The 24,349-nt window shown below is 33.3% G+C and carries 24 protein-coding genes; 22 read left to right on the top strand and 2 right to left on the bottom strand.

Going from position 1 to position 24,349, the window contains the following annotated elements:
• Positions 1 to 14: 14 nt before the first annotated feature.
• The 8 genes from F3G66_RS00925 to F3G66_RS00960 all read left to right on the top strand — a co-directional run bounded on the left by F3G66_RS00925 (position 15) and on the right by F3G66_RS00960 (position 12,916).
• Positions 15 to 704 carry a tRNA 2-selenouridine synthase gene (locus tag F3G66_RS00925; RefSeq protein WP_223154175.1) on the top strand — a complete coding sequence of 230 codons (690 nt, stop codon included), beginning with the start codon at positions 15 to 17 and terminating at the stop codon, positions 702 to 704.
• Positions 705 to 842 carry a diadenosine tetraphosphate hydrolase gene (locus tag F3G66_RS00930; RefSeq protein ID WP_149706848.1) on the top strand — a complete coding sequence of 46 codons (138 nt, stop codon included), beginning with the start codon at positions 705 to 707 and terminating at the stop codon, positions 840 to 842. It abuts the gene before it with no gap.
• Positions 843 to 989: 147 nt separating this feature from the next.
• Complete coding sequence (locus tag F3G66_RS00935; protein WP_149706849.1) at positions 990 to 1,649, top strand: tRNA 2-selenouridine synthase; 660 nt, start codon at positions 990 to 992, stop codon at positions 1,647 to 1,649.
• Positions 1,650 to 5,150: an Mbeg1-like protein gene (locus F3G66_RS00940; RefSeq protein ID WP_149706850.1), complete on the top strand. Its 3,501-nt coding sequence runs from the start codon at positions 1,650 to 1,652 to the stop codon at positions 5,148 to 5,150.
• A 2-nt stretch (positions 5,151 to 5,152) separates the two neighbouring features.
• The gene (locus tag F3G66_RS00945; RefSeq protein ID WP_149706851.1) at positions 5,153 to 8,929 is read left to right on the top strand and encodes a hypothetical protein; all 3,777 of its coding nucleotides are present in this window, start codon (positions 5,153 to 5,155) and stop codon (positions 8,927 to 8,929) included.
• Between the two features lie 94 nt (positions 8,930 to 9,023).
• Positions 9,024 to 10,301: a thioredoxin reductase gene (locus F3G66_RS00950; RefSeq protein WP_223154176.1), complete on the top strand. Its 1,278-nt coding sequence runs from the start codon at positions 9,024 to 9,026 to the stop codon at positions 10,299 to 10,301.
• Positions 10,302 to 10,714: 413 nt separating this feature from the next.
• Positions 10,715 to 11,905: a NifS family cysteine desulfurase gene (locus tag F3G66_RS00955; protein ID WP_149706853.1), complete on the top strand. Its 1,191-nt coding sequence runs from the start codon at positions 10,715 to 10,717 to the stop codon at positions 11,903 to 11,905.
• Between the two features lie 18 nt (positions 11,906 to 11,923).
• On the top strand, positions 11,924 to 12,916 hold the full coding sequence (locus F3G66_RS00960) for an iron-sulfur cluster assembly scaffold protein NifU (protein WP_054196048.1): 993 nt from the start codon (positions 11,924 to 11,926) through the stop codon (positions 12,914 to 12,916).
• Positions 12,917 to 12,946: 30 nt separating this feature from the next.
• Here F3G66_RS00960 and miaA read toward each other — a convergent pair whose 3' ends face one another.
• Together miaA and F3G66_RS00970 are read right to left on the bottom strand one after the other, a co-directional pair.
• Positions 12,947 to 13,822 carry a tRNA (adenosine(37)-N6)-dimethylallyltransferase MiaA gene (gene miaA, locus F3G66_RS00965; protein ID WP_149706854.1) on the bottom strand — a complete coding sequence of 292 codons (876 nt, stop codon included), beginning with the start codon at positions 13,820 to 13,822 and terminating at the stop codon, positions 12,947 to 12,949.
• Positions 13,823 to 13,824: 2 nt separating this feature from the next.
• Positions 13,825 to 15,039, bottom strand: a complete 1,215-nt coding sequence (locus tag F3G66_RS00970) for an FAD-dependent oxidoreductase (RefSeq protein WP_149706855.1) — start codon at positions 15,037 to 15,039, stop codon at positions 13,825 to 13,827.
• A gap of 105 nt (positions 15,040 to 15,144) precedes the next feature.
• Here F3G66_RS00970 and mqnP point away from each other — a divergent pair, with 105 nt between their 5' ends.
• The 14 genes from mqnP to F3G66_RS01040 all read left to right on the top strand — a co-directional run bounded on the left by mqnP (position 15,145) and on the right by F3G66_RS01040 (position 24,347).
• The gene (gene mqnP, locus F3G66_RS00975) at positions 15,145 to 16,005 is read left to right on the top strand and encodes a menaquinone biosynthesis prenyltransferase MqnP (RefSeq protein ID WP_149706856.1); all 861 of its coding nucleotides are present in this window, start codon (positions 15,145 to 15,147) and stop codon (positions 16,003 to 16,005) included.
• Positions 16,002 to 16,523, top strand: a complete 522-nt coding sequence (locus F3G66_RS00980) for a hypothetical protein (protein ID WP_149706857.1) — start codon at positions 16,002 to 16,004, stop codon at positions 16,521 to 16,523. Before mqnP ends, F3G66_RS00980 begins: the two co-directional genes overlap by 4 nt.
• 10 nt (positions 16,524 to 16,533) lie before the next feature.
• Positions 16,534 to 17,040 carry a DUF6115 domain-containing protein gene (locus F3G66_RS00985; RefSeq protein WP_021091068.1) on the top strand — a complete coding sequence of 169 codons (507 nt, stop codon included), beginning with the start codon at positions 16,534 to 16,536 and terminating at the stop codon, positions 17,038 to 17,040.
• A 139-nt stretch (positions 17,041 to 17,179) separates the two neighbouring features.
• A complete protein-coding gene (gene moaA, locus F3G66_RS00990; protein ID WP_107785486.1) occupies positions 17,180 to 18,148 on the top strand; it encodes a GTP 3',8-cyclase MoaA in 969 nt (322 codons plus the stop codon).
• Positions 18,148 to 18,903, top strand: coding sequence for a 7-carboxy-7-deazaguanine synthase QueE (locus F3G66_RS00995; protein ID WP_149706858.1), 756 nt, complete (start codon positions 18,148 to 18,150; stop codon positions 18,901 to 18,903). The genes moaA and F3G66_RS00995 overlap by 1 nt, the downstream gene beginning before the upstream one ends.
• The gene (locus tag F3G66_RS01000; protein WP_085657891.1) at positions 18,903 to 19,484 is read left to right on the top strand and encodes a 6-pyruvoyl trahydropterin synthase family protein; all 582 of its coding nucleotides are present in this window, start codon (positions 18,903 to 18,905) and stop codon (positions 19,482 to 19,484) included. Before F3G66_RS00995 ends, F3G66_RS01000 begins: the two co-directional genes overlap by 1 nt.
• Positions 19,484 to 19,687 carry a hypothetical protein gene (locus F3G66_RS01005; protein WP_149706859.1) on the top strand — a complete coding sequence of 68 codons (204 nt, stop codon included), beginning with the start codon at positions 19,484 to 19,486 and terminating at the stop codon, positions 19,685 to 19,687. Before F3G66_RS01000 ends, F3G66_RS01005 begins: the two co-directional genes overlap by 1 nt.
• Positions 19,684 to 20,085 (top strand): hypothetical protein, encoded by a 402-nt coding sequence (locus F3G66_RS01010; protein WP_149706860.1) that lies wholly within the window; start codon positions 19,684 to 19,686, stop codon positions 20,083 to 20,085. The genes F3G66_RS01005 and F3G66_RS01010 overlap by 4 nt, the downstream gene beginning before the upstream one ends.
• Complete coding sequence (locus tag F3G66_RS01015; RefSeq protein ID WP_149706861.1) at positions 20,086 to 20,742, top strand: 16S rRNA (uracil(1498)-N(3))-methyltransferase; 657 nt, start codon at positions 20,086 to 20,088, stop codon at positions 20,740 to 20,742.
• 83 nt (positions 20,743 to 20,825) lie between these two features.
• Complete coding sequence (gene rpmE / locus F3G66_RS01020; protein WP_002942443.1) at positions 20,826 to 21,026, top strand: 50S ribosomal protein L31; 201 nt, start codon at positions 20,826 to 20,828, stop codon at positions 21,024 to 21,026.
• A gap of 3 nt (positions 21,027 to 21,029) precedes the next feature.
• A complete protein-coding gene (rsmI, locus tag F3G66_RS01025) occupies positions 21,030 to 21,845 on the top strand; it encodes a 16S rRNA (cytidine(1402)-2'-O)-methyltransferase (protein WP_149706862.1) in 816 nt (271 codons plus the stop codon).
• Positions 21,846 to 21,956: 111 nt separating this feature from the next.
• Positions 21,957 to 22,637: a 23S rRNA (guanosine(2251)-2'-O)-methyltransferase RlmB gene (gene rlmB / locus F3G66_RS01030; RefSeq protein WP_107690683.1), complete on the top strand. Its 681-nt coding sequence runs from the start codon at positions 21,957 to 21,959 to the stop codon at positions 22,635 to 22,637.
• Complete coding sequence (locus F3G66_RS01035; RefSeq protein WP_149706863.1) at positions 22,630 to 23,571, top strand: phosphatidylglycerophosphate synthase; 942 nt, start codon at positions 22,630 to 22,632, stop codon at positions 23,569 to 23,571. Before rlmB ends, F3G66_RS01035 begins: the two co-directional genes overlap by 8 nt.
• Positions 23,565 to 24,347 carry a hypothetical protein gene (locus F3G66_RS01040; protein ID WP_149706864.1) on the top strand — a complete coding sequence of 261 codons (783 nt, stop codon included), beginning with the start codon at positions 23,565 to 23,567 and terminating at the stop codon, positions 24,345 to 24,347. Before F3G66_RS01035 ends, F3G66_RS01040 begins: the two co-directional genes overlap by 7 nt.
• Positions 24,348 to 24,349 lie beyond the last annotated feature (2 nt).

A 24,349-nucleotide genomic window follows, 5' to 3' on the forward strand; every position in this document is an offset into this window, starting at 1 on the left:
GACAAAATCCTTAGATGAACTTCTTGACTTCATTATGCAAAATTCTTAGATTTTTGATTATTTATTTTAAAAATTTATTTATGAAATTTACCGCATTTATATTACTACTTCTAACAAGTATATTTTTAATAGCTTGCTCAGCTAATCAAGTAAACAAAAAGATAAGTAACTCTGAACTAGAAAACTTAGCTAAACAATATGGTGGAGTATATATATTTAATCAAAAATTTGTTGATGAGATAGAGAGAAGAGAAGCTGAAAGAAAAGAGTTAAGAAAAAATACAAAAGGTAAAGATTTAGGTGGCGGTCTTTATGCTGTAAATACAAAGTTGGTAGATGAAAAATTCCCTCAAACTCTCTCAAATGGTAAAAAATACTATACTCGTTGGATAGATTATGAAAGAGATACTGGTAAAAAAGCAGAAGTACCAGAAATTTATATAAATAAAATAAAAGAATTTATGGGAGATGATTTTTTAAAAGAAGAACCTAGAATTTATCCTAAATATATGTATTTTGATGGAAAAGAGATGAGAATTATAAAAATATATCTTTCATATACTTATATTGAAACCAAATATGGATTATTTGGTGATGAAGGTAGAGGTGTATCATTTACTAAAGAGTCTTTTGGTACAAAATCAGGAGATAATATTTTCTACTTAATAAACAACAAATTTATAAAAGCAAACAAGGACAAGTAAGTGCAAACTAAAAAATCAAATAAAGAGCTAATAAATTGCTTTAAAGACTATATTGATATAGCTGATGCAAGTTATGCAATGCTTCATAATGTATTTGAGAATGAAAGAAATGGACTTGATGAGCTTTATGAAAAATGAACTAAGTTATGAAAATACTTGAAATAAACTTTTATCTGCATAATAAATTTTAATAAACCCCAAACAGCACATAATAAATTAATAATATTATAAATACAATAACAATAAAATATCCAAACTAAAATTTCAAACATAAAAGGATAATCAATGAAATTTCTAGCTATAACACTCTTACTTCTAACAAGTATATTTTTAATAGCTTGCTCAGCTAATCAAACAAACAAAAAGATAAGTAACTCTGAACTAGAAAACTTAGCTAAACAATATGGTGGAGTATATATATTTGATGAGAAATTTATTGATGAGATAGAGAGACAAGAACAAATAAGAGATAGTAAAAGAAAAGAAATTTTAGAGAGAATAAAGACAATACCTAATAAAAATGAAAGAAATCAAAAAATGAGAGAAATTTTAAAAACAGAGTTTTACGATAATCCAAAAATGGATCAAACCCTCTCAAATGGTAAAAGATACTACACTCGCTGGATAGATTATGAAAACCAAACTGGCAAAAAAGCTAAAATCTCTGAAATCTATATAAATAAAATAATTGAGTTTATAGGTTTAGAAAATTTTAACAAAGAAAAACCATATTTAGATTTAGGAAAATTATATATAAATGATAATGGAGAAATAGTTCCTATAAGCATAGATGTTTATTATGAAACATATAGTACTAAATATGGCTTATTTGGAGATGAGGGAATGGGAATAAGCTTTAGTAAAAAAAGTATAGTTCCAGTAAGCGGTGGAAACAAATTCATTCTAACAAACAACAAATTTATAAAAGCAAACAAGGACAAGTAAGTGCAAACTAAAAAATCAAATAAAGAGCTAATAAATTGCTTTAAAGACTATATTGATATAGCTGATGCAAGTTATGCAATGCTTCATAATGTATTTGAGAATGAAAGAAATGGACTTGATGAGCTTTATGATAAATTTGGTAAAGATAATGTCCCTGAAAACATTGTAAATTCTTATAGAGAAAATGAAAAGAAAAAGCCTGTTTGGAGATATGCAGATGATATTACCTTGGGTGATAAAATTGATATAAGCAATGAAACAGACACATCACAAACAAACAATAGAAAATTTGGTGACCTTACCGCTTATGCTCTTTGTATAGAAGCAAGATTTATGGCAGATAAAATAGTAAAGAAACCAGTTGGGGCAAATGGAGAAACAAAAGATACTGAACTCAAAAATGATGTAAAAAATTTTATAGCTTTGGTACCAGATCAGCCACCCTATATCTTTTATAAACCCGAATCCCTCTCTCCTCGCACAAAACTATTTGTCAATCGCTATGAGCTAGTAAAGCACATACCTAATCAAAAGTCAGGTTTTAGCTCAACTATATTTTATGATACGCTTAAGTCAAACTATATCATAGGCTTTAGAGGAACAGAGATGAAAATAAATGATCTCTTAGATGATGCCTTTATGGCTATCACATCAAGAGCGCTTATGCAAATATCTGCTTTAAAATCACTTCAATCCTCTATGCAAGAAGCAATAAATTCTCATAGTCAAAACTTAAGTGGTTTAGATAACACTGCCAAAGATATCATCCTATCAGGTCACTCATTAGGAGGTCATCTAGCTCAAATATATGCAGTAACCTTTAAAGATAGCGGAGTAAAAGAACTTTATACTTATAACGCTCCAGGAATTTATGGTGGTATATTGGCTTCAGCTTTTACTTGGAGCTTAAGGCTTCTTAGCTTTGTGGCTAAAGCCATAGCAAAAGGTGCAAGATGGATAGCAAGAGTCATAGATAAAGATGGCTTTATAGGAAAGATGGTAGGCTCAGTCTTTAACAAGATAAAAGGTATGTTTGGCTTTAAAGATGATAAGAGCAGTGTAGATGAATACGTAGATGTGGTTAAAAATAATGAACAAGCTCAAAAGACTCTTGCAGATAAAAAGGTTAGCTCTAATATAAATAAAGCTAGCAAAGAAAAAGACATAGACATAGAGATACATCACGTAGAGAGCGTTAAACAAAGTATCAATAGGGATGAAGATAGCTTTTCAAAAGATGTAGCTGTTTTGATAGAACCTACCTTTTCGGTCATATCTGATCTAGGCTATAAACTAGGCATAGATACAACTGGCGAAGTAAAGTATAAAAATACTGAGAATAGACACTTGGTGAATATATTAATTAGATCTCACTTTTTAAAAGAGAGTGTTTTGGTTTTATATATGTTGTGTTATCTCTTGGAAAACAAAGAAAATGAAGCCAAGATAGAAGGCAAAGATATAGCTGAAGCACTTGATTATCTAAATGAATATATCCAGTCGCTTAAATTTAAACTAAAATGCATAAGATCGAAGTTAAATTTGGATGTAAATATAGATGATATAAGCGATGCTTCTATGCTAGATACGCCTTTATATATTTTTTATGCTTATTTAAATCTCTTTTATGAATATGGCAAATTTAGTGATGAAAATTTTAAGCAAGATATGGTCGGGTATATAATAGAAAATTTAGGCAGCAACATAGATAAAAATAGCAATAAAGAGGCACATCTAGTAAAGATACTAGATATAGATGATCTAGATAAACTAGATGCGACAAAGATAGTAAGTGATGCTAGGGCTGGTGATATAGATATGCTAGTGGCTATTTGTGCTTTGAATTTATTTGTATTTGAAAAAAAGATAGATGTAAATGAGCTTAGTAAATACTTCTCTTATAGCAAAAACATCTATAAAAATATAACGATACTACGAGATAATAGAGTAGATATAGCAGAGGCTAGCATCTTTGTAAAAGATAGAATAGATATGCTAAAGAGCATAATAAATCTAAAATATGCGGATCTAGCAAAGTTAAAAGAAAATGAAAATTTTTTAGCTAGCATAGACTCTAATGACATAAGCTCTAGCGATGAAGCCATAGTAATAGCTAATAATAAATCTGCTCAAAATAACGATGATGTAGCTTACAACAATAAAGTAGCAACCGATGATATAAAAGCTCTTATGAATGAGAGCGTGGGAAGTATCTTTTATAAAAACAACGATACCCTTAGTGTAAGTGCAGTAGATAAAAGCATAGTCGATGTTGAGGTATTAAATGAGATATTTAAGCTAGATAGTAAAAATATGAATCAAAGAATATATCTAAACTCTGCTCTTTTGTCTAAAGCCAATGAAGAGGAGGATTATCCACTTTATTTTAAAGATGAAAAATATAATAGTGATGAGAATATACCTCTAAATTTTACTCATCAGCCAAGAGATGAGGATAAAGATATAGGAAGGCTAAATGTTTCTTATAGAAATTCTCAAGCAAATATATTAAATTATTCACTATCAAATAAGAGCCTAAATATCGATCTAAAACCAATGAGTAAAAAGACTAAAGAGGCTCTTTCAAATTTAAATCAAAGGCAAAATTTACAAAAAGATAATCAATCTAAAGAAATTTCATCTACTGCAACTTCATGCCCTGTCATAGAGGATGACACTATCATTTGCCCACATGGTGGTCATGTGATCTTAAAAAGTAGGGCAGGCAGGAGTATAAGATCAGACGATCAAGGTGTGATACTTGACGTTGATTTTATAAACTCGCCGATAGTAGGTTGCTCAGCTAGGATCCCATGCGTCATAGTAGCTTATGTGCCAAGATCGGCACTTAGTCTAAAAAGCATGAATGATCACTACGCTGTAATGCAAGATCTAGTGCCAAACTGCCTAAGCAACACCGGCTCTTCGCTAAGGTGCATAAAAAAAGAGAATAAACTTAAACTAGAGCATAGTTTAAGTAATCCTGGTATGCAAGATAGTAGCGAAATAATAAAAGATATAAATTTAAATAATGCCTACATAAGGCTTCATATAAAATCAGCCCTTAATCAAATAGATAATCTTGCCGTTTGTATATATAAGCTAAATGATGTGGAATATAAAAACCAAGAGGGGTTTAAAGAGATGGAGCTAAATTTAGACGAAGGCTCTGATATAAAAGATAAGAAGCTAAAAGAGTATCTAAAGGCTCGGTTTAGAGATGACAAATTTAGTATCTCATCATTTAACTTTAAATACTCGCTTATGGATAAAAATTTTATTTTTATTACCCCTAAATATACTGAGCCTATCTATAAAGATATGACGCTTCCTAAGAGTGGAATAGGATTTTTTCAGTTTGTAGATGATATGAGTGACGATAACAATCTTATCTATATTACGCCAAGTAAAGCAAAAACAGTATGCATAAAATTTGCTTGTGGGCTAGATAGTGAATATAGCGATGATATAAATATAATCAAAACAGTAGTGGTGGCATAACGATGAATGATATAAATATAACCTACTCTTGCGAAGAGAGTTTAAAAAAGATAAAAGAGTACATGGCTGATGCAAAGAGCGTAACGCTTTATACGTCTAGTTTAAACTATCTATCTTCATATTCTGGCAATATAATTGCGGAGATTGTCTCTGATCTTATCTGTTGTAAAGGTAAAGATAAAGACATATCAATAATAACTGATTTTTATGTAGACAAAGAGAGCTTTAAAGATAGCAAACTAAATAGAGTAAGGGAGTTTAAATATAAAGGCATCCCAGTAAAAGTAGTTCATAAAAAAAGTGCTATTGATAAATTCTTTGAAAATTTAAGAGAAGGGCTTACTCCTTTACAAACAAAAATACATAATCAAGAGATATTGGATTTAGCTCAAGATGAGCATGATAGGGAGTTGCTAAAAGATGGTAATGATGTAGAAGATAAACCGTCAAGTTTTTATCATATGTTTGAGCTTATTGTTTCTAATTATAATGAGGCTAAAAATATTTTAAGAGATTGTTTAAATACTCTAAAAAATGATCTACTAAATGACGCTAAATCATTGATAGCTAGCGAAGGATTAGACGAGGGCAAATTTGAAAGAAGCATAAAGGAGTGTTTTGATGAGCTAGATAAAAATTTAAAAGAGCTAAGCTCGGAAAATGGAGAATTTATAATAAAACAAATAGCTCTTTTTATATTAAGTCTAGTCGATATAACCGATCCAAAGGCCATAATAAAAAAATCAAATCTTGGTTTTGTGGCTTATGAGCTTGGAAAGATGGCGTATGCAATTCATGAATATGATAGCAATAGGGCATTTTATGGTGTATCCTTACCAATACTAAGTTTTTTTACATCTAGGTTTGCTTCTATCGTAAATACTTTAAATATAAGTTCAAACTGCAATGTCTTAGTGTTTAAAAGTGATAAAAATTCTAGATCTGGTTTTTTCTTGGACTTTACTCACTTAAATTTAGACTACCGCCCTTTTAAATATAGCATTAACGAAAAAGAGACAAACTATAATACAGATGAAGGATATAGTGTATATGGATATTTAGATGATGTATCTGTATTTGATTACTCCAAAGAGGTTTGCTCTTATGACGTGGTAAATAAAAATTTAGGCTTTGGCTCAAGTGATGATACTTTATTTAGTAGATTAAAAGATGAGATAAAATGTACAAATGCAAATTTAAATTTTATCTGTGCTTCAAATTTTAACTCTGTAAAACTAGCCAATCTAATATCAGATAAGTCTGACAAAAATGGCACATCTACAAATGATGAAATGAATAGCAAAGACTTCTCAAATTTAAATAAAAACTACATCGTTCTTTCAAACTCCCCTTTTAGATCAAGTGCAGGATTAAGAGAGGAAGTTATTAGTAAAAGTCTTGATCAAACTATAAAAGACGATATAAATAGATCAAAAAGTAGCAATCTAGTAAAACAAAAATTTAGTGACATAAAGACTCTAAATCCAGTAAAAGACTATAGCAAATATAGTATAGATATAGATCAAAACAATGATAAATCAACTCTTTTACTAAATTTATCTCCATTTGCAAGGATAGAAAAAAGCTATATAGATAATATTGAAGAGAATAGAAAAAAATATAGCGATATTCCTCGTAATGCTAATTCGAAGTATATAGATAATTACATGAAATATATCGAATTATTTGATATAAATATCTCTCATGTAAATGCTTATACAAAACAACCAAATGATATGGAGAAAATAAAAGAGAGTGAAAAAGAGTATATGGAAAAATCAACTATAGCATTTAAAGTAGTCTTTGATAGAGTTAATAAAAATGTTATTGATAGGATGAAGTTTGAAGAGCATGACCACAATAAGACAGAAGAGGTAGAAGAGTATAAGGAGTTAGAAGATATAGACTATTTAGTAAAGAAGGCGCTAGAAGATCAGCCAACTCCGTACTACTCTCTTTTAGAAGTACTTTGCCTTGGTGTGGCTTACTTTATAATGACTAAGAGCTATTCAGGAGAGTTATTAAATAAATCTATAAAAAACTCCCGTGAATATATAAAAATAGGTGATGAAGAGATAAGTACTATAAATGTAAATTCTTTTGTGAAATTAGGTGATAGTGATATAAGATTATTCTTTTATAAAGATAGTGCTAAAAGTAGTGGATTAAACAAAAATGAGTATCTATGTATAGAAGAGATTAGTGATTATATGGATGGCGCAGGAAATACTAAGGATGTATATAGCATAAAAGAACTTTTGGAAGAAAATGATAGTAGTGTAAGTACAAATATAAAAGATCCTTTACAAAGTGATCTAATGAAGCTTCTAATAGAGCAAGCCAATGATATAGATGAAAGCTGCAAGAAAGATAAAGCTTTGATAAAAGAAGTGATAGCTTCTAAGGATAAAGACGTTTTAAAAAAAGCCATAGACTTAGAAGATAAGGCTTATCATAATGATAGAGATATGGATAAAGAGGTAAGCTCTTTACTTGTAAAAACAGCCATTGAAGGATTATTCCCAATAGCAGGCTTTGCAAGTGAAGATGGCATATCTAAAATTTATGAGATGCTTAGCTCTTTTATATTTGAAAGGGATGCAAAGAAATTAAAAGATGCCTTTTTAGACGAGCTTGGAGTATTAAATTTAATAAAAAAACTATTTAGTGCAAAAAAGACTAAACAAATAGATGAATATTTTTTGTATATTACAAGATTAAAAACTACAAATATAGTACTTCAAAGATCAAAGCTAAATTTAATTTTGCAAGCCCAAAATACCTCTATGCTTTATAGAACGATAGAGCATTTTAAACTAAATATATCTTACAGCGAGATAACGACATATACTTTTATGAGATACACGTATAGCTTTAATATAAGAGATGTAGAGCTTATGAAAAAAGAAATCAAAGACTATACTAAAACTCTTGGTAAAGACATAGGCATCTCTATGATAACCGGGCTAATAGAACTTTATAAAACCTCATATGAAAAACTAGAAGAAAACTACAATGAAATAATGCATACAAGATATACATATAAATTTAATGAAGCTTACGCACTAAATAATGTATCTTATAAGCCATTATCTATTAAAGAAACTTTTGACAAAACAAAGAGCAATACATATATTTACTATCCAGTAATGATCTATCAAAACTATATAAGTCTAAATTTAAATAGATTATTTCTAGGAGCTAATATAAGTAGTGGAGGACTAGACTATAACTCATTTATCTACTATGATATAAACAATAAACAAAGCAAACTCTCACATAACCTTGCTTCAAAGCTAGCACTAAATAACCTTAGTACTTATCTATGTTTAGATGAACTAAGAGGAGCTGGCAATGAAGTAGATGCAAACTATTTTAAATATGCAAGAAGTAGATATACAAACTCAGATGTAGAGATAAGAGAATTAAACTTAGATGTAAAAGAGGAGAAAGAAATTTATGATGTGTATAAGCAAAATTCGCTTGCTAACTTAGTAGCAGGCAAACCAAAATACGCAATAGACTCTTATCAAGAAGCAGTAAAAATCATAAATTTATTTAAAAAAGGAATCTTTAACACCAGTGGTGAAAACAATCACTCTAATCTCTCAAGAGATCTAATAAAAGCATTAGACACCATAGGTAACAATAACATTAAGGGCGTGTATGTGGGGTGCAAAGTAGATTTAAAAGATAGAGCTAAAGAGAATATCCCCCCTCGCCTAGTAGGTCGTCTAGCCACCACCATAGTCATGGAAGATGGTCTTTATATAGGATAATATGATGAAAAAGATTATATTTACAGCTTTAGCTATCTTAGTAATGGCTATATCACTAATAGTGGTAAATAAAAGAATAAATAAAGGAAATTTAATGGATAACAATAATACATATATAGTTATAGCTCCAAATGGAATGAAAATACCATTTGATAAAAATACAAATTTATCAGTCTCACCGCTTGATTATGGAAATGAAACTATAGGCGTAAAAGAACACTCCCAAATGCTCCTCGACTCCCGCTCCATCCTAGACTCATCTCCATATAAAAACTATAAACCACTATACTATAATCCTAAACCAAACTCTTTAGGCCAAACAGACTATCTATCATTTAAACCGTGGCTAGATATTAGCTATAAACCAAGCTCAACTAAACTATCACCTTGGACTAAATCAGAAAAAGCTTACTATGAAAGCTTAAAAGATAAAAGAGATAGATATATCTATCTAGTAAAAAGAAGTAATCTAAAATGCACTATGATAGATATTCCTGAAGATGCAATAGTTAGAGTAGATAGTAAAGGCAAACTAACTAAACCTGAATACGCTGAAATTTATGATGAAGTAAATGCTAATAGAAATACTCTAAAATCAGAACTGTTTGCAGCAGAGTGGAATATATGTGCTGGAACTTTAGGAAATACGGCTGGATTTTCAAGAGGAGTTGGACTAGGATATGCAGGATTTAAAGCAAGAGCATATCAATCAATGTTTTTATCAGCTCAACTTGGTCAAGATGGGGCTTTAGAGGCTTTAGCTGATATGTTTGAATATTCTACCTACCTAGCAGGTCTAAATAAAAATTTACAAATGGCTAAAGAATTTAGAAAAGTAGCCAGCAATCCCCCACTAGATGAATACGGAATGATGCCTTATCTAGATGAGATAGTAGGTAATTACTTCGTGATGGATTTTAATAGGGACGGAGTAGCATTTGATCCAGAAGGAACAACACATAAATTTTTAAGAGAACTTGTAGAAGATAAAGGTGAACTATTAGACCCTAGAGACTTTGATGCTAATGAAACAACGAGGGAGGAATTTATGTCATATCTCAAAAAGGAAATGCCACATTTTACAACTAGATTTGACAAAAAAGGCTTTCCAAATAAGATGACACAAAGAGACATAGACCTTTACATCGACTCCACCCTTCTAGAAGCTAAAATAATGTCTCTAACTCCACCAGAAGGATATCCAAATGCACCATACTACAACACACCAGAAGAGCTAATAAGACTATATGAGGCTGGTAAATTAGATAAAAAGCTAAACCCTCTAACACCGGTAATGTATAGACAAAGCTTTCCTGAAGATCTTAGAGCTAAGATCCTAAGCTATGCTAAAGAGCATAATATAAAGGATTAGATAATAAATTTAATATCTATGGCTCCAAGCGGAGCCAAATATAAATATATTAAGCCACTACAATCAAAGACATAGGACCTCTATGATAACTGGACTAATAAAACTTTATAAAACCTCATATGAAAAACTAGAAGAAAACTATAAAGAGATAATGCACGCAAGTAATATGTTTATCGCGCTATAAACTTAAAAAAATAAATTAATTTTAGGAGATAATTAGACTTTTTTATAAGAAAAATCGCAAATAGCGATCTATACAAATTTTGATAAAGAATTTCAATATATTTTAATATCAAAATGAGCTGAATTTTGAAAAAATTAAAGCATATTTTTAAACTTGCTTTTAACTTTTTTGTTATAATATCCCAACAAAAATAAAAAGGATATTTTTTATCCTAATTAAGGTTTTAAATTTGAGAGTATATTTAGACAATAACGCTACAACAATGGTTGATCCTGAAGCTTTTGAGCTTATGAAGCCATATTTTTGTGAAAAATACGGTAATCCAAACTCGCTTCATAAATTTGGCTCTGAAACACATCCAGCTTTAAGAACAGCACTAGATCAGCTCTATACCGGACTAAATGCAAAAGATAGCGATGATATCGTTGTTACCTCATGCGCGACTGAGAGCAACAACTGGGTAGTAAAAGGCATCTACTTTGACAAAATAGCAACTGGTGAGAAAAAGCGTATCGTAACAACCGCAGTTGAGCATCCAGCCATTTTGGCGACTTGTAAATTTTTAGAAAAATATGGCGTAGAGCTTACTGTTTTAGATGTAAATAACGATGGTGTAGTCACACCAGAACAGCTAAGGGCTGTAATGGATGAGAATGTAGCACTTGTTTCTATAATGAGTGCAAATAACGAAACTGGCATGATCTTTCCTATAAAAGAGCTTGCTAGTATCGCTCATGAATATGGGGCTTTATTCCACACGGATGCGGTTCAAGCAGTTGGTAAGATAAAGATAAATGTTCAAGATCTTGACGTTGATTTTTTAAGCTTTTCTGCGCATAAATTTCACGGACCAAAGGGAGTTGGAGCACTATTTATAAAAAATAGTATGCCACTAAGTAGCTTGCTTCACGGCGGCGAGCACATGGGCGGACGTAGAAGTGGTACACTCGATGTTCCTGGCATCATCGGCATGGGTAAAGCACTTGAACTGGCAAATAAATTTATGGATTATGAGCACTCTCATGTTCGCCGTTTGCGTGATAAGCTTGAAGATGCAATTTTAAAAATTCCTGACGTTAGCGTCGTTGGTAAAAAAGAGCAGCGTGTGCCAAATACCATTTTGGCTTCTATAAAAGGCGTTGAAGGCGAAGCTATGCTTTGGGATCTAAATAAAGCTGGCATCGCAGCTTCAACTGGCTCAGCATGTGCAAGTGAAACATTAGAGAGTAACCCAATAATGGAGGCTATAGGGGCAGATAAAGAGCTAGCTCACACCGCACTTAGACTATCTCTTTCTAGATTTAATACAGAAGAAGAGATTGATTATGCGATCGAGCACATAACAAAAGCAGTAAATAGACTAAGAGGTATCTCTAGTACATTTGCCTACGCCCCAGAATGGCATAAGAGTGGATTATAAAATTTAAAGGAAAATAACATGGCAAAGAATAATTTGATCGGAGGCTCTATCTGGGATGAGTATTCTAAGGTAGTGCAAGATAGGATGAATAATCCTAAATTTATGGGAGAGATAACCGAAGAAGATGCTAAAAAGGCAAACGCAAAGCTTATTGTGGCTGACTTTGGTGCAGAAAGTTGCGGTGATGCGGTTAGGCTATACTGGCTTGTTGATGAAAAGACAGACAAAATAATAGATGCTAAATTTAAAAGCTTTGGCTGTGGCACAGCGATAGCTAGCTCTGATACGATGGCTGAGCTTTGTATCGGCAAAACAGTTGATGAAGCAGTCAAGATCACAAACCTTGATGTCGAAAAGGCTATGCGCGACAATCCAGAAACGCCAGCAGTTCCACCTCAAAAGATGCACTGCTCAGTTATGGCGTATGACGTTATAAAAGCAGCAGCTGCAAGCTATAAAGGCATAGACCCAGAGCATTTTGAAGACGAGATCATCGTTTGCGAGTGCGCTAGGGTAAGCCTTGGTACGATTAAAGAAGTGATAAGGCTAAATGACCTTCACACAGTTGAGGAAATCACGCAATACACCAAAGCTGGTGCATTTTGCAAGTCTTGTGTAAAGCCTGGTGGCCATGAAAAAAGAGAATATTATTTGGTGGATATTTTGCGTGATACTAGGGCCGAGATGGAGCGTGAGAAGATCGAAGCTCAGGCAAATGCCCAAGCAAATCACACTTTAGGCGACATTAGCTTTGAAAATATGACGATGGTGGGTCAGTTAAAAGCGGTAGAGTCTGTCATAGATAAAGAAATTCGCCCAATGCTCGAGATGGATGGCGGAAATTTAGAAATTTTAGATATCAGAAATGATAATGGAGAAAATACTGATATTTATATCCGCTATCTTGGTGCTTGCTCGGGCTGTGCAAGTGGCTCAACTGGCACTCTTTATGCGATTGAAAATGTCTTGCAAGAGAGCTTAAGCCCAAAAATTAGGGTAATGCCTATTTGATTTTATTGACTAGCCCTTGTGGGCTAGTTTTTATTCTTTTAAGAATTTTAAAATTTCACTTCTAATTTGATTCAAATCACCCACAAATTTTTTTTCAAACTGTGAGCGATTAAAGGTTCGCTGACGTTTTGCTAACTGAGCCGTATGCGTAGCTATGAGCTCTTCAAGCTCGTTTTGAGAAATTTCTTTATCTAAAAATTGCTTGCACTCTTTTAAACCTATTGATTTTAGTGGTTTTGGCTCACTTTTGTATTTATTAAACAAAAATTTCGCCTCATCTACGAGCCCGGCTTCAAGCATGCCTTTTGTTCTCTTTTTGATACGTTCTCTAAGCTCATCTTTATCCCATAAAATTTCAAATATAGCTAGCTCTTTTATGATGCTCTCTTTGGTGTTTTCTCTTAGCCAAATGCTTGGGATTTGGTTACTAAATTTATAAATTTGATACCACTTTTCGAGGCGATAAGAGTCGTTTTGGCTAAATTTGCTTGCAAACTCTGGATCGATTTTTACAGCTAACTCGTAAATTTCTTCATTGCTTAAATTTAGCTCACATTTTGGCACATCTGGTGCAAGTCCGCTAAGCATTGATTTTAGATAAAAGCCGCTACCTCCTGTAATGATGAGTGGGCAGTCTTGTGAGCGCGCAAAATTCTTTGCATTTTTATAAATTTCAAAAAATGCCCCAACGCTAAATTCTTCATCAGGATAAATTTCATCTACACCAAAGTGCTTTATGGCTTCAAGCTGTTCTTTATTTGGCTTTGCGCTGGCGATATCTATCTCTTTATAAAGTGCAAGCGAATCAAGGCTTAATATGACGACATTAAGCTCCTTTGCAAGCTCAAATGCAAGATCGCTTTTGCCACTTGCCGTGGTGCCAATTATTGCAAATTCTTTAAACAAGTCTAGCCCTCGTAAAACGAGCTAAAGAGTAAAATTTCATCATTTTCCTCGTTATTTTTACCATCTTTTATAAGACTTGCCAAAACACCGGCAAAATACGGAGCAAAGCTAAGTTCATTTAGTCCATAAGCTTGGTTATAGATCAAGTTACTATATATGTTATCGCGTCCAAGAGCTGGCTTATCGTTTGAGCTAAGAAGCACGTAGTTTGCTCTAAAGCTAGGCTCTTTTAGCTCGCTTATACCAAGATGTATCTTTAGCTCATTTAAAAATGCATTAATCTTTTCAGTTTTAACAAGTGTATCGATAGCGCCGACTTGTAAATTTGTAATAATCGTAACACCATTTTTAGTTGGATAAATTTTGGCAAATAGATCATTTAAAATGATTGGTTTTTTAGGGATTTGTCCTTCGTTTAGGCTAATATCAATGGTATAAAATTTAGCCAAAATCGCATTTAAGCTCGTGCCTAGCTTATTTGAAAGCTCTAAATTTTTTGAAGCGATCACAAAGTTATCGGCATCATATTCGCCGTTATTACCAATAGCTTTTTGCACTATTTGCCCCTGCGTTTTTAGCTCATAAATTTCATCATTTATAAATTTTACCCCGAGAGAATTTAGCTCATTTATCAAAGCTTTTTTGAGCTCATTTGTATCAATACTTGCGTTTTTGGCTAAATTTATAGCGCCTTTTATGTTTTTATTTATTAGCCCAAAATTTGCAAGCTCTTTATCTACGCTTAAAATTTCTTGCTCGCTATGGGCAACCTTTATCTCATCAAGCCTTTTTTTAAAGCTTTCGTCATTGCTAAAAAGTAGATAAACACCGCTCTCATCGAAATTTATCTGCGGATATTTGTTGTTTAAATCTCTTAAAATTTCAAAGCTTTTCTTACCAAATTTTGAAAACAAAATTTGCATCTTTTTGTCGTGAGCTTTGGTTGATTTAAGTGTAAAATTTGTCATCCAAGCTCTAAAATTTTCATTTAAGCAAATACTTATATCAAGCTCGCTTTTTTTGCTAACTAATCCCATAAACGAGCTAGATATCGCTCCATCTTTTGCAAGAGCGTGTGTGCCAAAGGGTGCTAAAATTCCATTTGTAAAATCATCTTTTTGGCTGCTAATAATTAAAATTTCTTCACCTTTTTTAGCTAATTCGTAAGCCGTAAATAACGCACTAAAACTATCTCCAATAATCGCTACTTTGCCCATAATAACCCTTTGTTTTAAATTATTCTTGTAATGATAATATAAATTCAAATTTAAAGCAAAATGGTGTAAAATCAACCATTTTTAAAGAAAATGGAAATTTATCAAATGATAGAAAAATTAAAAATTATCGCTGAACTTATCGTTTTTAAGCATTCTGTTTTTGCTTTGCCTTTTATTTTTGTTGCGATGATAGTTGCTAGCAAGATAGAAAGTGGCTCGGCTTGGTTTGGCTTAAAACTGCTTATCTTAGGTACTTTTTGCGCTATTAGTGCTAGAAATTTTGCTATGGCTTTTAATAGATATAAAGATGAAGATATCGATAAGCTAAATCCGCGAACTGCAAGCCGCCCAAGCGTTGATGGTCGTATCGGCAGGAGTAATATGCAGCTTTTTATTGCGGCAAATGCGTTTATTTTTATCGTATGTGCTTATTTTATAAATTCGCTCGCATTTTGGCTAAGTTTTCCTATTTTAGCTGTTCTTGGCGGATATTCGCTATTTAAACGCTTTAGCGAGCTAGCACACTTGGTGCTTGGACTTAGCCTAGGCCTTGCTCCCATCGCTGGCGTGGTCGCAGTGAGCGCTGCTATACCGCTTTGGAGTGTGCTACTTTGCCTTGGTGTGACATTTTGGGTAGCTGGATTTGACTTGCTTTACTCGCTTCAAGATATGAAATTTGATAAAGAAAACAAGCTCTTTAGCATACCAGCTATTTACGGCGATAAGGCTACGCTTTTTTTATCGGCCATTTTTCACGCTTTAGCTTTTATATTTTGGCTACTTTTTGCTTGGGCGGCTGGGCTTGGAGCGATGGCATTTTTTGGAATTTTAGTAAGTGGTGTGATCTTATTTTTTGAGCATAGGATCGTAAGACGCGACTTTAGCAAGATAGATAGAGCATTTTTTACATTAAATGGCTATTTGGGAATTTTATTTTTTATCTTTGTTTGGATTAGCGTATTATGAGCGAGATTAAGCTGTTTAAAGCACCTCTTGATATGGAATTTGAGTCTGATAAAGATGGGAGCGAGAAATTTAAAAGAGAGTTTGACTCCATCTTGCCTGGTGAAGAGGATGCGCTTGGGGCTTGGCTAAAACGAGCTAAATCACGTGGCGAAACCAAAGAGAGCGATCAAGTTTTATTAACTTTGCTGATTGAGCTTCATAGAAAAGTTGATGCACTGAGTGATTATATTAAAAATGAGCATAAGCAATATTTGCCACTAAAAGAGAGGGTTAGTATCGAAGAAATCGGTTTTACACATATAAAAATAAGCGAAGAAAAATTTATAAAAGATGAAATTTACTACGCAAGGATTGCTATGCCTATCTTTCCAAAGAGAAATTTGAGCCTTTATTTAAGGGCTGTTAGTGAAAATTTAGCAAAGATAGAAAATATGCACGAAGAGGATGAGGCTGACTGGAACGCTTATGTGACGGCTAGGGAACGTGTAATGATAAGAGAAATGAGAGCGAACTCGTAGAAGGAAAAATATGGAAATTTATATCTTTTTAGGCTTTGGTATCGTTTTAGCGATAATAGTAGCTTTGATGTTGATAAAAGATAGTGAGACAAATAAAAAATTTGCGAGATTTGAGCGAGCGATAGAAAGCGTTATGCAAGAAAATTTTAATCTAAAAAAGCAAATTTCAATGCTTGAGGGCGAGGCGTTTAAAAATAGTGAACAATATGAGCCACTTAAAAAACAGATAAAAGAAAATATTGACTTGCAAATAAATGAGAAGATTGTGCCAATAATTCGTGCGATTAAGAGCATCGAGCGAGTAATTGATGATTTTGCAACAGAGCAAAAAGATAGGATAGTTAGTCTTGAAGAGCGAACAAGAGATATTAATAAAATCGCACCAAGCGTCATCAATGAAGAAGAGCAAATTTTAAAAATGTTTAAAGACGGAAAAAGTGCAGCGATGATCGCAAAGGACCTTCATGTTGGAATGGGGCGAGTCGAGTTTGTGCTTAAATTTCATAAATTAGCCTAAATTTACAGGCTAATTTTAAAAAGACTAATCTACTCTTAAACTACAAAAATTGGCTTAAATTTTTATTTTGATTTAAATCTTTTAACATATAATTGAAAAAATTATAAAAAAGCTCTAACCAAGCTTAAGAAGGTGCTTTATGCTAATCGATAAATATGGTCGGGTTGTTGATTATTTAAGGATTTCTGTAACTCAGCGTTGCAACTTTAGGTGTAGGTATTGTATGCCTACAACGCCATTTAGCTGGACGCCAAGGGAGAATTTATTAACCTTTGAAGAGCTATTTTTATTTGTAAAAGTGGCTATCGATGAAGGTATAAAAAAGATAAGAATCACTGGTGGCGAACCGCTTGTACGTAAGGACTTGGACGTTTTTATAAAGATGATAAGTGATTATAATCCAGATATCGATCTAGCACTTACTACAAATGGCTATATGCTTTCACACTTTGCCAAAAGGTTAAAAGACGCTGGACTAAAGCGCATAAATATGTCGCTTGATACACTAAATGAGCAAAAGGCTAAATTTATCGCACAAAAAAGTGTCTTGCATGAAGTTTTAGCTGGCTTTGAAGCAGCTCATGATGCTGGATTAAAGGTAAAAATCAATACTGTCGCACTAAAAGGTGTAAATGATGATGAGCTTATAAATTTGCTCGAGTTTGCTAAATTTAGAGATTCTCAGATCAGATTTATTGAGTATATGGAAAATTCACACGCTAAAGATGATCTAAAAGGGCTAAGTAGCGATGAAATTTTAAAAATCATCTCACAAAAATATAATGTCACAAAAGATGGAAAACTACCAAATGCGCCTGCGTCTATTTATAGACTTGATGATGGTTATAAATTTGGTATCATTGATCCGCATAAGCACGACTTTTGCGAGAGCTGTAACCGCATCAGACTAAGTGCTGAGGGACTTTTGATACCTTGCCTTTACTTTGAAGAGGCTCTTAGCATCAAAAAAGCGGTTGAAAAAGGTGATATCGTAGCTGCAAGTGAAATTTTAAGGCAAGTACTAGCAAACAAGCCAAAAGAGAACAAATGGGCGATAGGTGCTAACAATGAAACCTCTTCGCGTGCCTTTTATCAAACTGGTGGTTGATGAGCAAAGAGCTAGAGCTAGTTGAGGCGTTTTTAAGTATCCAAGGCGAGGGGGCTTACCAAGGCAGACTCGCCATATTTTTACGCTTTTTAGGTTGCAACTTAAACTGCTCTGGCTTTGGCGTGCAAACAAAGTCTTTAAAAACCGGTGAAAACCTACTAGGATGCGATAGTATAAGGGCTGTTTTTAAAGGGCATTTTAATTATAAAATTTACAGTGTAGATGAAATTTTAGGCTTAGTTGATAACCTATGCAAAGGCTTAATGCAAAAACCGATCATTGTTTTAACCGGTGGCGAGCCACTCATCTGGCATGAAAATAAAAATTTTATAAATTTGGTAAAGAAATTGCTTGAAGATTATGAAGTGCATTTTGAGACGAATGGCACTATCTTAATTGATTTTGCTAAATATGAAATTTATAAAAAATGCCATTTTGCACTTGGTGTAAAGCTAGCAAATAGCGGAGTTAGCGAGCAAAAACGTATAAATTTAGATGCTATTTTGGCTATTAAAAATAATGCAAGAAGTAGCTTTTTAAAATTTGTCCTCTCGCACTTTGACAAAAGCGAGTTAGACGAAATTATAAATATAAAAAATCAAGTGGATTTGCCAGTTTGGTGTATGGCAATAGGGGCGAATAAAGCTGAGCTAAACGAAAATGCTTTAAAAACAGCAGAATTTGCCATAAAGCATGGTTTTAACTATTCAGAGCGTATTCATATCAGGCTTTGGAGCGATAAAGAAGGTGTTTGATGATTATTAGAAAGCTTTTTAGATTTGAAAATGCACATATTGTGAGATTTTGCAGCTCAAAGCGTTGTAGGACTAGCATCCACGGGCACAGCTATGTGGCTGAAATTTTACTTAGCTCAAATTTTCTTGATAACGCCGGCATGGTTTATGACTTTGGCTTAATGAAGCAAAATATAAAAACGATCATTGATAGTTTTGATCACGCTACGACAATATTTTCAGGCGATAATGATGAGTATAAAAATGATCTAAAAAAGCACTCGGCAAGATGGATCGAGATCCCGCTAAATCCAAGTGCAGAGCAGTTTTGCCGTATATTTTTTGTTATGATAGAGCGACTGCTTGAACTTAGCGTGATGAATAACGGTGAGCGTGAAGTGAAGCTTCATAGCATTATCGTGCATGAGACTGATACAGGCTATGCGCAGTGCTTTAAAGAGGACGCCGTAAATGCGCAAATGGGCGAGATAAAGCTAGATGAGATCAAATTTTCAGATGCTATCATAGAAGAGTGGGAAGATAAAAATTTATTCGAGAAGATGAAAAATAGGTTAAAAATAGAAATTCCAAAGGACGTTTGATGAAAAAAATTATAACTTCTTTTTTATTTATAGCTGGTCTATTTGTGGGTTGTGGGGATAAAGATGAGGTTAAAAACGATATTAGCGAGCCTGTACCTAGTGATGTGACCATAGCTCAACCAGACGCAAATGTCACAATCGATGAACAACTTCCACCTGAGCCAGTTGTGGAAGAGAACGAGCCTTCTAAAGATAAGAAATGAACGAACATCTCTCCTCGCTTTTTGCATATACTTTGCCTTTTCATGTGACATTTTTTTATGCATTAGTTGCCTGTAATATACTTTATTTAATACTTACTCAGTTTGGCAACAATAGTAAAAACTATGTGCTTCGTATAAGATATTTTTTACCAATTTATCATATGCTACTTAGTTTTCTTGTGCTAACTGGACTTATTTTATGGGCGTATTATGGATATGAGCTTAAATTTAATGCCATAAAAATGTTAATCATCTTAATAATTTTAATTGCACTTAGTGCTATAGGTTTTAAAAGGCTAAAAATTTATGCAGCTAATGGTGACTTAGAAAAATTTAAAAAATTCGCCCTTATTAAGGGATTTTGTGATCTTATTTTAGTCTTAGTTGCAGGGAGTTAGATGAAATTTTTATATGATAAAAATGCAGGTAATGAAAGCTTAAAGATAGTAAATGAAGCTTTTTTGCACCTAAAAGCTAGAAGAATGCAAGCTGGTGAGCGAATAAGTGTTAGAAATTTACGAGACTTTAAAGAGTATATTTATGAAATTGATGAGATTGATAGGCGAAGTGCGAGCTTAAGTCTTGTCTTTGCTAGCTTAAATGGCGAGCATAAATTCGACTTTACGATCGCTTGGGCTATCGTCGATCCAAAGACGATCGAAAAGACATTGCCATTTTTAAACGAACTTGGTGTTGGTAAAATAGCTTTTGTCTATACTAAATTTTCTCAAGCAAATTTTAAGATAGATATTGAAAGGCTAAACTACATAAATGCTCTCTCTTGCGAGCAGTGCGGACGAACTTCATTAATGGAGTTTGAAATTTATAAAAATTTGGACGAGCTAATGAGTGTTTATAAAAATGTCTCAGCTATAAATTTTGGTGGTAAAAGCTTAAATGAGAAAAAAGATGATGAGCTTTTAATAATTGGTCCAGAAGGTGGATTTAGCGAGGAAGAGACGGCTAAATTTAAAAATAGCTACTGCCTAAATACTAAAAACACCTTAAGATCACAGACTGTAGTTATCTCAGTAGCGGCAAAATTCCTAGCTTAATTTATTTGATTTTTAGATTTCTTTTTATATAATCAGCAACTTTTAATGTAGATAATTAGCCCAAAAATAATAAAGGAAAAATGATGAAAAAAGATATCCATCCAGAATACGTAGATTGCACTGTAACTTGTGCTTGCGGAAACACTTTTAAAACAAAGTCAAACAAAAGCGAGATCAGAATTGACATTTGCGACAAGTGCCACCCATTTTTTACAGGCAGCGAAAAGATAGTTGATAGTGCTGGCCGTGTTGAGAAATTTAAGAAAAAATACGCTCAAAAATAAGCCTTGCTCTACTTTATTCCTACTCCAATAGGAAATTTAGAAGATATCTCGCTTCGTGCGATTAGAATTTTGCGTGAATGCGAGATAGCTATCTGCGAAGATACAAGAGTTTGCAAAAGTCTTATAAACTTGCTAAACGAACGCTTTGACGCAAATATAAATATCTCAAATTTTATCCCGCTTCACACTCATAACGAAGATGAATTTTTCGCAAATTTAAATGATGAAATTTGGAGCAAAAATATAGCTTACATGAGCGATGCTGGCATGCCAGGCATAAGCGATCCAGGCGTTAGCCTAGTAAGATACGCTCAAAAAAATGATATCAAATACGAAATTTTAAGCGGAGCAAATGCGGCACTTTTAAGTGTGGTTGCAAGTGGACTTTGTGATAAGGAATTTATCTTTTTGGGCTTTTTGCCAAACACTGGTAGAGATAGAGCCCTCGCTATCCAAAATGCTCTAAATTTAGCCTATCCAGCCGTTATTTACGAAAGTCCAAAACGCATACTAGGCTTAGTACAAAGCATCGCAAATCTAGAGCCTGAGAGAGAAATTTTTGCCATAAAAGAGGCCACTAAAAAATTTGAGACTAAATTTAAAGAAAAGGCTCAAAATTTAGCTCAAATTTTAGAAAAAGCAAATTTAAGCGGAGAGTGGGTGGTTGTCATCTCAAAAAGTGACAAAACAGCCACTCAAAATATCACAAAAGATGAGATACTTTCGCTTAATCTTGCCCCAAAAGTAAAAGCAAAATTGCTTAACAAAATAACCGGAGAAGATGTAAAAAAGATATATGATGAGCTTATAAAAGCTTAAATTATATGCTACAAAACTGCTAAGTGATACTAAAACGAAAGTGTAAAATTTACTCTAGTTAGATACAAAAATAAGTTAAATTTTAATTGACTTTAGCTACCATAAGTTACCATGATAATATACGGAAAACAACTATTTTTACATATTTTGAATAAGCGACCACAGATATTAGAAGAGATATATCTCTCAAAAGAGTGTGACAAAAAACTCTTCTCTAAAATTTGTGGCACAGGCAAAAAAATCATCCGCGTAGATAATCAAAAAGCACAGTCTTTAGCTCGCGGTGGAAACCATCAAGGTTTTTTAGCGAATGTTAGTGAGTTTGAATTTTCAGACATTGCTGAGCTTAAAAAGCTAAATTTTATCGCCATTCTTTATGGCATAAGCGACGTTGGCAATATCGGTGCTATCGCTAGAAGTGCTTATGCTCTAGGCTGCGAAGGTCTTGTGATAGTGGCAAAAAGTATAAATATGCAAGGCGTTTTAAGATCAAGTAGTGGTGCTGCTTATGAGATACCAATAGCGATTTTTGAAGACGGACTTAGTTTGTTAAATGAACTAAAGCAATTTGGCTTTAAAATTTATGCAACAGCAAGTGATGGCAAAAACGTAAAAGAGATGAAGTTTGCTGGTAAAAGAGCTTTGGTGATGGGCTCAGAGGGCGAAGGCATACCGCAAAAGGCTCTAGCAAAGTGTGATGAGTGTATTGGTATAAAGTTAAAAGAGGGCTGGGACTCCTTAAATGTAAGTGCAGCTTTTGCAATAATTTGTGACAGGATGATAGATGAATGAATTAGAGAATTTAAAAGAGATAGGCATAAAGGAAATTTCACGTAAAACGCACATTGAGCCTACATTTTTACAATATATTTTTGATAAAAATTTTGAAAAATTATCACGTTTAAACATTCGAGGCTATGCCAAAATTTTACAACGTGAATATGACGTTGATTTAAGCGAGTTGCTCGCTGAATACGATGCCTTTATGCAAGAAAACACTCCAGATGAGAGTCACAAAACTAAAGTTACTCCAAAAATTTCTTCTTACACTCCAAAAGATATTACCATACAAAAACAAAGCGGTAGTAGCGGTGCTGGATTTTTATTTTGGCTCATCATTTTAGCTATTATCGCTGGTGGGGCATATCATTTTGATGCTTACAAATATATCGAGAATTTTTTATCGTTTTTAAATGACGAGAATAAAAGCGTGAGCTATTCGCAGTCAAGCATAGTAAATGAGGTGAAGAAAAATATCATCGATACAAATATCACCATCTCTCAAAATAGCCCTAAAATAGAAGCAAACGTATCAAGTGTAAAAATTTCAGCTCCAGTTGAGCAAAATGTGACAACAAGTCCTGCGAATATAGAGCAAAACGCTGTGAAGCCAAGTATGGCGGCTCAGCCAGCTCCTAAGATAGAGCAAAACATTACAAAGCCACTAAATGAGGCGGTCATTACACCAAAACAACGTGTCTGGATAGGCATCATTAACCTTGAAAATGGTCAAAAAGTATCAAACGACACAAGTAAAAGCATAAATATAAATTTAGACCAAAGACAGCTCGTAGTTTGTGGAAATGGTAACATTGAGCTAAAGATCGGCGATAAGGTGACAAAATATAATCCAAGTCGCCCAGCTAGATTTTTAGTAGAAAATGGAGAGATGAAATTTGTGAGTTATGATGAGTTCGTAGAACTTAACAAGGGTAAATCTTGGTAAGAAAAATAGCGATTTTTACCGCTTTTAGTGTATTTGCCTATGCCTTTAGCTTACAAACTAGCGCAAGTGCTTTAAGCAATGTTGAAAATGTGCAAATTTCTTTAGAAAATTTAGACCAAAATGGCTCACTCAATGTCAATGAGTTAGTATCAAGATTAAAACAAAACTCAAGTTACGATAGCATTTCATTTGGTTCAAGTAGTTTGAATTTAAAATTTATAAGCGAGCAAAAGGTTCCTTCTACATTATTTGTAAAATCAATAAATTCAACTCTAGATGATGCCAACATAAGTATTTCAAGGATAAATTCCCTAAAAAATGGAGATAAAATTTCTTATGGAATTTCAGCCATAAAAAATGGCGGAATAGATCCAAACTTATTAAGCTTAGCACTTAGTCAAAGCGGTTTTAGAATTTTAGGATTTGATAGGGTTGATGGGAATTTAGAGATATTTTTAGATGCTCAGAATATGATCCTTAAGGCTACAAAGGTAAATTTTGACGAAGAGACGCCACTTTTAAAAAGCGGTGGTACTTATTTTGTTGATGTTGAGGGTGCAAGTAGTCTGGATATCGCATCAAAAGAGTCAAATAGATGGATGCCACTTGTTAGGATTTATGATAAAAATTTAAATCAGATTGACTCTATAAAAGAGGAGCAAGCAAAAACCGCCATTTCTATAAATTTAGCAATAGGCGCAAAATACGCATTAATTAGCGACAATGTTGATATAAATAATATAAAAAATGAGATAATTATCAAGCTTATAAAATAGGA

It is taken from the genome of Campylobacter concisus (genome assembly GCF_902460665.1).
GTDB classification, from domain to species: domain Bacteria; phylum Campylobacterota; class Campylobacteria; order Campylobacterales; family Campylobacteraceae; genus Campylobacter_A; species Campylobacter_A concisus_AL.

What these genes read in the sequence shown, in the direction of transcription:
- F3G66_RS01010 (WP_149706860.1), top strand. Translation starts at nt 19,684, where the DNA reads ATGAACGAACATCTCTCCTCGCTTTTTGCATATACTTTGCCTTTTCAT.
- F3G66_RS00935 (WP_149706849.1), top strand. Translation starts at nt 990, where the DNA reads ATGAAATTTCTAGCTATAACACTCTTACTTCTAACAAGTATATTTTTA.
- rpmE (WP_002942443.1), top strand. Translation starts at nt 20,826, where the DNA reads ATGAAAAAAGATATCCATCCAGAATACGTAGATTGCACTGTAACTTGT.
- F3G66_RS01005 (WP_149706859.1), top strand. Translation starts at nt 19,484, where the DNA reads ATGAAAAAAATTATAACTTCTTTTTTATTTATAGCTGGTCTATTTGTG.
- F3G66_RS01015 (WP_149706861.1), top strand. Translation starts at nt 20,086, where the DNA reads ATGAAATTTTTATATGATAAAAATGCAGGTAATGAAAGCTTAAAGATA.
- rlmB (WP_107690683.1), top strand. Translation starts at nt 21,957, where the DNA reads ATGATAATATACGGAAAACAACTATTTTTACATATTTTGAATAAGCGA.
- F3G66_RS00995 (WP_149706858.1), top strand. Translation starts at nt 18,148, where the DNA reads ATGAGCAAAGAGCTAGAGCTAGTTGAGGCGTTTTTAAGTATCCAAGGC.
- F3G66_RS01035 (WP_149706863.1), top strand. Translation starts at nt 22,630, where the DNA reads ATGAATGAATTAGAGAATTTAAAAGAGATAGGCATAAAGGAAATTTCA.
- F3G66_RS00925 (WP_223154175.1), top strand. Translation starts at nt 15, where the DNA reads ATGAACTTCTTGACTTCATTATGCAAAATTCTTAGATTTTTGATTATT.
- F3G66_RS00970 (WP_149706855.1), bottom strand. Translation starts at nt 15,039, where the DNA reads ATGGGCAAAGTAGCGATTATTGGAGATAGTTTTAGTGCGTTATTTACG.
- F3G66_RS00960 (WP_054196048.1), top strand. Translation starts at nt 11,924, where the DNA reads ATGGCAAAGAATAATTTGATCGGAGGCTCTATCTGGGATGAGTATTCT.
- F3G66_RS00985 (WP_021091068.1), top strand. Translation starts at nt 16,534, where the DNA reads ATGGAAATTTATATCTTTTTAGGCTTTGGTATCGTTTTAGCGATAATA.
- mqnP (WP_149706856.1), top strand. Translation starts at nt 15,145, where the DNA reads ATGATAGAAAAATTAAAAATTATCGCTGAACTTATCGTTTTTAAGCAT.
- F3G66_RS00945 (WP_149706851.1), top strand. Translation starts at nt 5,153, where the DNA reads ATGAATGATATAAATATAACCTACTCTTGCGAAGAGAGTTTAAAAAAG.
- F3G66_RS00980 (WP_149706857.1), top strand. Translation starts at nt 16,002, where the DNA reads ATGAGCGAGATTAAGCTGTTTAAAGCACCTCTTGATATGGAATTTGAG.
- moaA (WP_107785486.1), top strand. Translation starts at nt 17,180, where the DNA reads ATGCTAATCGATAAATATGGTCGGGTTGTTGATTATTTAAGGATTTCT.
- F3G66_RS00950 (WP_223154176.1), top strand. Translation starts at nt 9,024, where the DNA reads ATGGATAACAATAATACATATATAGTTATAGCTCCAAATGGAATGAAA.
- F3G66_RS01000 (WP_085657891.1), top strand. Translation starts at nt 18,903, where the DNA reads ATGATTATTAGAAAGCTTTTTAGATTTGAAAATGCACATATTGTGAGA.